The organism is Bacteroidota bacterium (genome assembly GCA_034723125.1).
Taxonomy (GTDB): domain Bacteria; phylum Bacteroidota; class Bacteroidia; order CAILMK01; family JAAYUY01; genus JAYEOP01.
In genome coordinates this window covers 10,554-19,477 of the sequence record JAYEOP010000058.1, presented here as the reverse complement: position 1 = coordinate 19,477, position 8,924 = coordinate 10,554, and the positions used below count along the sequence as shown (strand labels likewise).

Here is an 8,924-nt window from a genome sequence, read left to right as displayed (position 1 = left end):
TATTTATAGAACCATCTTATTAACAATTAAATAATATTAAACAATATGTGTTAGATTTTATAAATAATTATATATTTGCGGTGATTTGAGAGGGGACTATGTCCCCTTTTTTTGTAGAAATTGTTAATTTTTAACTATGTTTAAAGTAGTATAATAATGGATAGGGATAATATAATTGAATCGTTTGCGGGTTTAAAAGATATAAAAAATATTGATAGAGTTAAAATGATTAGGGTTCTTGAATCCGTATTTCTTGATTTAATTGAAAGAAAATTTGGTAGTGCCGAAAATTATGATATAATAATTAATGCTGAAAAAGGTGATATTCAAATATGGAGAAACAGAGAAATTGTTGAAGATAAAGATGTTGAAGATGATAACTCACAAATAGGAATTACAGAAGCACAAAAAATAGAAGAAGATTTTGAAGTTGGAGAAGACATATCAGATGAAATAAAAATAGCCTCATTCGGAAGAAGAGCCATTCAAACTGCAAAAGTAAATATGCAGAATAAAATTATTGATATTGAACGTGGGGAGATGGTTAAAAGATACGAAGATAGGATTGATGAAATTGTTTCAGCAGAAGTGTATAGGATTTGGAAGAGAGAAATTCTTTTACTTGATGATTATGGCAATGAAATGATTCTTCCTAAAAACCAACAAATTCCAAGGGACTATTTTAACAAAGGAGACAATGTACGTGCTGTTGTTCATACAATTGAAAATATGCACACTAATCCCAAAGTAATTTTATCAAGAACATCTCCTGAATTTCTTAAAAGATTATTTGAAATAGAAGTTCCTGAAATAGCTGATGGCTTGGTTATTATAAAAGAAGTAATTAGAGAACCGGGAGACAGAGCAAAAGTTGCTGTTGAATCTTATGATGATAGAATAGACCCCGTAGGTGCATGTGTTGGAATGAAAGGCTCAAGAATACATGGTGTTGTTAGAGAATTAAAAAATGAAAATATTGATATCATTAATTATACAGAAAATGATTCATTATTTATAACTCGTTCATTAAGTCCTGCAACAATAACAAAGATTGATATTGATAAAGAAAAAAGAACTGCTTTTGTTTATTTAAAACCCGATCAGGTTTCACTGGCAATAGGTAAAGAAGGTATTAATATTAAATTAGCAGCTAAGCTTACAGGTTACGAAATTAATGTTTTTAGAGATATTGATGAAGATGAGTTTGATGTAGAATTAAGTGAATTTGTTGACGAAATTGAAAATTGGGTAATAGAAGAGTTGAAAAAAATAGGATGCGAAACCGCAAAAAGTGTTTTGCAATATTCAAAAGAGGCATTAGCAAAAAAAACTGATTTAGAGGAAGAAACAATAGAGAATGTATTAAATGTTCTTAAAGAAGAATTTGAATAAGAAAAGTATTTTAGATGACAGAAAAAACAAAGGCAAAAAGATTATCAAAAGTTGCTAGAGAATTTAATATTGCAACAACAACAATAATTGAATTTTTAAAGGATAAAAAGATTGATATCGGAAGCGATCCAAATCCAAATACAAAATTAGATTCGGATGTTATAAAACTATTATTGGGAAATTTTAGTTCGGATAAATTAGAAAAAGAATATACAGATGAGGAAAATGCTAAAGATATTAAAGAAGAAGAAGAGCGAATAAGAAAAATTGAAGAAAGAGAAGAGTACTTAAGAGAAGTTAAAGAAGAATTACTTGAAAAAGAGGAAGAAAAGGATGCTAAAGAAGAACAAGTAGAGGCAAAAGATGAAGAAGAAAAAATAGAAATACCAGAGGAAAAACAGCCTAAGGCAAAAGAAGAACAGCCTGAAATAATTGAGGAAAAAAAGGAAGAAAAAACAGAACCTAAGAAAGTTGAAAAAGAGGAAAAAGAGGAAGAAAAAGTAGTAATAGAAAGCAAAAAGAAAGACGAAGAACCCGTTAAAGAAATTGAAGAAAAAGAAAAAACAATAGAAAAAAAGGATGAAGTAAAAAGTTTAAAAATAGTAGGAAAAATAAAATTAGAAGATCCAAAAGAAAAGAAAAAAGCTAAAAAAGAGAAGAAAAAATTAGAAAAAGAGAAAGAAGAGTCAAAGAAAAAAGAAAAAAAGGAAGCCAAGAAAGAGGAAGAAAAAAAGAAGAAAGAAGAGAAAGAACAGGGCAAAGAAATAGAAGAAAAAAAGGATGATGTTAAGGAAATAGAAGAAAAAAAGATAGAGACAGAACCAAAAGAAAAAACAGAGCAAGATAAAGAAGCAGTAGTAAAAAAGGAAGCGAAAGAAGAAGAGGTACCGGAAGGAAAAGGATTAAAAATTATAGGAAAAATAGACGTTGATCAATTTACCAAAAAGAAGAAAAAAAGAAAACCTGTTGCATCAACATCTGACCCTAAATCAATAAAAAGAAAAAGAAGAAGAGTTTTTTCTAAAAAAGCAAAACCAAATGTAGGCACGAATAAAGTTCAAAAAGATAAAAACAAACCAAAAAAGAAACCTATCGTTGTTGATGATAAGCAAATCCAAAAGCAAGTATCTTCAACATTAGCAAAATTAACTAGTAAACAAAAAGGCGAAGGCGTTCAGAAGGCAAAAGAAAGAAAAAAGAAGAAGAAAGAAATAAGGCAAAAGCAAAAAGAAGAAAGCCTACAGCAAGAAAAAAATATCCTTGAACTAATAGAATTTATTACCGTAAATGAATTAGCAAACATGATGGACGTGCATGTTACAGAAGTTATAATGGTATGTATGAATTTGGGTTTGATGGTAAATATAAATCAAAGATTAGATGCAGAAACAATACAGGTTGTTGCTGATGAATTTGGTTTTGAAACAAAATTTAAAAGTGAAAGTACCAACGAGCCATCATTGGAAGAGCCTGATAACGAAGAAAATCTTGCTCCAAGATCACCTGTTGTTACAATCATGGGTCATGTTGACCACGGAAAAACATCCCTACTTGACTATATCAGAAAATCACAGATTATTAAAGGTGAAGCAGGGGGAATTACTCAGCACATAGGGGCTTATAAAGTAGATTTAAAAAATGGCAAATCGATAGCATTTTTAGATACTCCCGGTCACGAAGCATTTACATCAATGAGAGCAAGAGGAGCAAAAGTAACAGACATTGTTATTGTTGTTGTTGCTGCTGATGATAACGTTATGCCACAAACAAAAGAAGCTATCAGCCACGCACAGGCAGCTAATGTTCCCATTGTTTTTGCAATAAATAAAATTGATAGAGAAGTTTCTGATCCTGAAAAAATAAAAAAACAACTTTCGGAAATGAATTTGTTAGTTGAAGACTGGGGAGGGAAAATACAAAGTCAGGAAATTTCTGCAAAAACAGGATTAAATGTTGATGAGCTATTAGAAAAAGTTCTTTTAGAAGCAGAAATGTTAGAGTTAACAGCAGATAATAAAAAAAGAGGAACAGGTACTGTTGTAGAAGCGTCTCTTGATAAAGGTAAAGGGATAATTACAAATATTCTTATACAAAAAGGAACAATAAAAATAGGTGATTCAATAATTGCCGGTGCTTATTACGGAAGGGTAAAAGCTATGGTTAATGAGTATGGTAAAAAAGTAAAAATAGCTGGACCATCAACACCTGTAGAAATATTAGGCTTAGATGGAGCACCCACAGCAGGAGATGTTTTTTATGTATTGGAAAGCGAACACAAAGCCAAATCTTTAGCAAATCAAAGAAAACGATTATTAAGAGAGCAAGGAATTAGAGCTTCAAAACATATAACACTTGAAGAAATCGGTAGAAGAATCGCACTTGGTAGTTTCAAAGAATTAAATGTAATTATTAAGGGTGATGTTGATGGTTCTGTAGAAGCATTATCAGATTCATTGCAAAAATTATCGAATGAAGAAGTTCAAGTGAATATTGTTCATAAAGGAGTAGGTCAAATTTCTGAATCAGATATTCTTCTTGCTACAGCAACTGATGCGATTATTATTGGTTTCCAAGTACGACCATCATTGAATGCACGTAAATTAGCAGAAAAAGATGGAATTGACGTAAGAACATATTCTGTAATTTATGATGCTATTGAAGAATTGAAACTCGCAATAGAGGGTATGCTTGAACCCACCGAAAAAGAGGTTATTGTTTGTAATATTGAAGTTAGAGATGTCTTTAAAATTACTAAAGCTGGAACTATCGCAGGTAGTAAAGTAATGGATGGGAAAATTACAAGAAATACAAATATAAGAGTTCTTAGAGAAGGAGTAATAGTTTTTACAGGAGAAATAGATTCTTTAAAACGATTTAAAGAAGATGCAAAAGAAGTAAAATCCGGATATGAATGTGGAATAGGAATTAAGAACTTTAATGATATTAAAGTAGGAGATATTATTGAAGGCTACAAAATTGAAATGGTTAAAAAAGAATTAAAATAGTTATTAAAACCCATCTTAATCAAAATTCAAAAAGCTACTTTTTTCTTCAACTGACAAAGTAATTTTATTTCCAAATATTAATGGATAATTGATATTTCCATGTCCCGAAGGAAAATCAAAACAAACAGGAAAGTCATAATTTTCAACAATTTCTGAAATAATCTCATAGGCATTTTTTCCGAAAACATTTGCTTTTTCCATTGTTTCAGAAAATTCTCCCACAATCAATCCTGATAAATATTTAAGCTTTCCACTTCGTTTTAATCCCCACATCATTCGATCTATTTTGTATAAATATTCTCCTGTTTCTTCTATAAACAAAATTTTTCCTTTAGGGTCAAAATCCGATTTACTTCCTATCAAGCTGTCAATTATGCTTAAATTTCCTCCAATAAGAACTGCTTTTGCTTTACCGATTTTATTTAATTTATTAGTAGGAATTTCGTAAAAGGGGAATTTTCCAAAGAGTATAGATTTTAAATATTTCAATGAAGATTTATTTTCTTCTTGTAAAAAACCGTTACACATAGGACCATGAATAGTTGGTATTTTAAAAAGATTATTTACGTAAGAATGCAAAATACAAATATCACTAAAGCCAACTATCCATTTAGGGTTTTCATAAAATTTTGTAAAATCAATTTTATCGATAATTCTAATTAATCCGTAACCACCCCTAGCACAAATAATAGCTTTTATTTCTTTAGAATCAAGAGCATCTTGAAAATCTTCAAGCCTTTGACGGTCTGTTGCCGAATATTTGAAATGGTTTTTGAAAAGATTTTTTCCTAAAATCACATTTAATCCCCAAGACTCAAGAACTGATTTTGCAGAAAAAACAACTTCTTTTGAAATTTTTCCTGCGGGAGCAATTATTGAAACATAATCTCCTTTTTTCACATAATTTTTTCCTAACATATTATTTAATCTTTCTGTGGCTATTGTTTTTACTTTATATAATTTTGTGCAAAATAAAAAAAATATGTCATATCCCCAAAGATACACTGTAACAACTGCATTACCTTATGCAAATGGTCCAATTCATATCGGACATTTAGCAGGAGTTTATATTCCTGCGGATATTTATGTAAGATATTTAAGACTAAACAATAAAGAGGTTATTTTTATTGGAGGTTCTGATGAACACGGAGTTCCAATAAGTTTAAAAGCAAGAACTGATGGTAAAAATCCCCAACAAATCGTGGATAAATATCATCAAATGATAGAGAAATCTTTTAAAGAATTTGGAATTAGTTTTGATATTTATTCAAGAACGTCATCTAAAATACATCACAAAACAGCTTCGGAATTTTTTAAAAAACTTTACGATAAAGGTATTTTTGTAGAAAAAACCGAAAAGCAACTTTATGATGAAAAAGAAAAAATGTTCCTTGCCGACAGATATGTTATTGGCAGCTGTCCTAAATGTGGATTTGAGGAAGCTTATGGAGATCAATGCGAAAAATGTGGCTCAGCACTTAGTCCCAGAGAACTAAAAAATCCGAAATCTAAATTATCAGGAAACCAACCTGTTTTGAAAGAAACAAAACATTGGTATTTGCCTCTTAAAGATTTTGAAGCTTGGCTCAAAGAGTGGATAATTGAAGGAAAAAAAGGTAAATGGAGATCAAATGTTTATGGGCAATGTAGCTCTTGGATTAATGATGGACTGCGTTCTAGGGCTGTTACACGTGATTTAAATTGGGGCGTGCCTGTGCCAATTGAAAATGCTGAGGGAAAAGTAATTTATGTTTGGTTTGATGCACCAATAGGATATATATCTGCAACCAAGGAATTAACAAAGGATTGGGAAAAGTGGTGGAAAGATAAAGACACCAAACTTTTACATTTTATTGGAAAAGATAATATTGTTTTTCATTGCATAATTTTTCCTGCAATGTTAAAAGCTGAAGGAAGTTACATTTTACCCGACAATGTACCGGCAAACGAATTTATGAATCTTGAAGGGGAAAAAATATCAACTTCTAAAAACTGGGCGGTTTGGCTTCATGAATATCTGAAGGATTTTCCTGAAAAGCAAGATGTTTTAAGATATGTACTAACTTCAAACGCACCGGAAGCAAAAGACAGCGATTTTATTTGGAAGGATTTTAAGACAAGAAATAACAATGAACTTGTAGCTCTTTTAGGAAATTTTATTAACAGAGTGGTGGTTCTTACTGAAAAATATTTTGACGGTAAAGTTCCCGAAACACAAAATACTAATGACCTTAAGGACATTAATATTGAAGGTATAAAAGCTAAAGTGTCAAAGGCTTTAGAGAATTATAAATTCAGAGAAGGACTATCAGAAATGATGAATTTGGCTAGAGCAGGGAATAAATATTTAGCAGAAACAGAGCCTTGGAAATTAATAAAGACAGACAAAGAAAAAGTAGGAACAATTTTAAATAATTGTATTCAGATTTCAGCAAATGTAGCGATTTTAATGAATCCATTTTTACCTTTTACATCAGAAAAAATTATGAACATATTTAACATGAATTCTGATGTTTTGGATTGGGATAATATTGGAAAAACAGATTTAATAAAAGCAGGGAAGAAGCTTAATAAAGCAAAATTATTATTTGAAAAACTTGATGATAAAGTTATTGACAAACAATACCAAAAATTAAAAGCAAGCTTGCAACAGAACAAAAAAATGGAAGAAAAAAAAGAAGAAATCAGCTTTGACGATTTTATAAAAATGGATATTAAAGTTGCCGAAATTATTGAAGCGGAAAAAGTTCCTAAAACAGACAAACTTTTAAAACTAAAACTTGACTTAGGAAGTGAACAAAAAACTGTTGTTTCGGGAATTGCACATATTTATGAAGCACAAGAAATAATTGGAAAAAGAGTAAGCTATCTACAAAATTTAAAACCAAGAAAAATACGAGGCATCGAATCATCCGGGATGATTTTGATGGTTCAAGAAAAAGATGGGAATTTAATTTTTCTTAGTCCCGAAAAAGATGCTGAACTTGGAGCAAGTGTTGGTTAATTAAAAAAGTCAAAAAAATGAAAAACAAAATAAACGAATTAAATTCTAAGTTAAAAAACGCTAGTGCAGAAGATATTTTAAAGTTTTTTTTAAAGGAATACAAAAGCAAAATCACATTTTCAAGTAGTCTGGGAGCAGAGGATCAGGTATTGACAGACATGATTGTAAAAATTGATAAAAGCACCAAAATTTTTACACTTGATACAGGTAGAATGTTTTACGAAACCTATGATACTCTTGACAAAACAAACTCAAGGTATGGGATAAAAATTGAAATAAAATTTCCTGAGTACGAAGCTGTAGAAAAAATGGTTAATGAAAAAGGAATTAATCTTTTTTACGAAAGTATAGAAAATAGAAAATTATGCTGTAACATCAGAAAATTGATTCCAATAAGAAGAGCTTTAGAAGGTTATGATGTTTGGATAACAGGATTAAGACAAGGGCAATCGGTTACTAGGGAAGAAATGAAAATAGTTGAATGGGATAATGATTTTAAAATAATTAAAATAAATCCATTGTTAAACTGGTCGGAAAAAGATATATGGGATTATATTCGCAAAACGAAAATTCCCTACAACATTCTTCACGACAAGGGATATCCAAGCATAGGTTGTGCACCTTGTACAAGAGCAGTTGAAAAAGGAGAAGAAGCAAGAAACGGTAGATGGTGGTGGGAAAATCCTGAAACAAAAGAATGCGGATTGCATTTGCAGGTAAAGACGAGTTAGAGGTAATTTGTAGAGCTTTCTTTATCTCAGATTAACAGAGAAGAAAAATTATTTTTTTCTGTTACGTTCAATAAATTCATTTATTTCATCATCATCCATTTGGTCAATATTTTTTTCTTCATCAAATTCTTCTTCGTCTTCCCAATCAAACTTTTCTTCTTTAGGTCCTTTGTTTTTATAAAATATTGCAAAAACAAATCCTGTAATTGCACCAATCAAATGAGACTCCCATGAAATATTTGTGTTAACAGGAATGATACCCCAAATCATTGTTCCATAAGCAAAAATAAGAATCAATGAAAGAGCAAGCATATTTTTGTTGCTACCAAAGGCGGAAACAAAAAATAAAAATGAAAGATATGCGTAAACCAATCCGCTGGCTCCAATAATAAATGATTGTGGAGCTGTAAGCCAAATTATAAAATGAGTAACAAGGTATATTAAAGCAAATATTTGAAAAGCGTGCTTTCTAAAAAAATACATTATTCCAATAATGGAAACAAAAAGTGGAACGGAATTATTGAACAAATGCATAAGATTTTCGTGAATTAAAGGAGTGGTAATAATTCCTTTTAAACCACTTAATTTTCTCGGGTACATAGAATATTTTATAAAACTGATGTCAAAATTAATTTCAATAAGTTTTACTATCCACAAAATAAGGATAAAGGAAAGAGCTAAAAATAACCCGTCTTTAATTTTCTTTTTTTCTTCTTTGTCCAAACTAAAAAATTACAATTATTACAAATCGGGAAAAATATTAGTGCAAAAGTAAGAGAAAAATAAAAACTG

At 30.3% G+C, this 8,924-nt stretch carries 6 protein-coding genes; 4 read left to right on the top strand and 2 right to left on the bottom strand.

Annotated elements, in window-relative coordinates:
• The first annotated feature begins 156 nt into the window (after positions 1-156).
• Complete coding sequence (gene nusA, locus U9R42_01950; GenBank protein MEA3494776.1) at positions 157-1,392, top strand: transcription termination factor NusA; 1,236 nt, start codon at positions 157-159, stop codon at positions 1,390-1,392.
• Positions 1,393-1,406: 14 nt separating this feature from the next.
• Positions 1,407-4,397, top strand: coding sequence for a translation initiation factor IF-2 (gene infB, locus U9R42_01945; GenBank protein MEA3494775.1), 2,991 nt, complete (start codon positions 1,407-1,409; stop codon positions 4,395-4,397).
• A 15-nt stretch (positions 4,398-4,412) separates the two neighbouring features.
• Here infB and U9R42_01940 read toward each other — a convergent pair whose 3' ends face one another.
• Positions 4,413-5,315, bottom strand: coding sequence for an LD-carboxypeptidase (locus U9R42_01940; GenBank protein MEA3494774.1), 903 nt, complete (start codon positions 5,313-5,315; stop codon positions 4,413-4,415).
• Positions 5,316-5,361: 46 nt separating this feature from the next.
• Between U9R42_01940 and metG the strand changes: the two genes are divergently transcribed.
• On the top strand, positions 5,362-7,401 hold the full coding sequence (gene metG / locus U9R42_01935) for a methionine--tRNA ligase (GenBank protein ID MEA3494773.1): 2,040 nt from the start codon (positions 5,362-5,364) through the stop codon (positions 7,399-7,401).
• 17 nt (positions 7,402-7,418) lie between these two features.
• On the top strand, positions 7,419-8,132 hold the full coding sequence (locus tag U9R42_01930; GenBank protein MEA3494772.1) for a phosphoadenylyl-sulfate reductase: 714 nt from the start codon (positions 7,419-7,421) through the stop codon (positions 8,130-8,132).
• A gap of 48 nt (positions 8,133-8,180) precedes the next feature.
• Here the strand turns inward: U9R42_01930 and U9R42_01925 are convergent, their stop codons facing one another.
• Complete coding sequence (locus U9R42_01925; protein ID MEA3494771.1) at positions 8,181-8,855, bottom strand: rhomboid family intramembrane serine protease; 675 nt, start codon at positions 8,853-8,855, stop codon at positions 8,181-8,183.
• Positions 8,856-8,924 lie beyond the last annotated feature (69 nt).

Excerpts from the sequence above, each read along its gene's own strand:
- nusA (MEA3494776.1), top strand. The coding sequence starts at position 157 with ATGGATAGGGATAATATAATTGAATCGTTTGCGGGTTTAAAAGATATA.
- infB (MEA3494775.1), top strand. The coding sequence starts at position 1,407 with ATGACAGAAAAAACAAAGGCAAAAAGATTATCAAAAGTTGCTAGAGAA.
- U9R42_01940 (MEA3494774.1), bottom strand. The coding sequence starts at position 5,315 with ATGTTAGGAAAAAATTATGTGAAAAAAGGAGATTATGTTTCAATAATT.
- U9R42_01930 (MEA3494772.1), top strand. The coding sequence starts at position 7,419 with ATGAAAAACAAAATAAACGAATTAAATTCTAAGTTAAAAAACGCTAGT.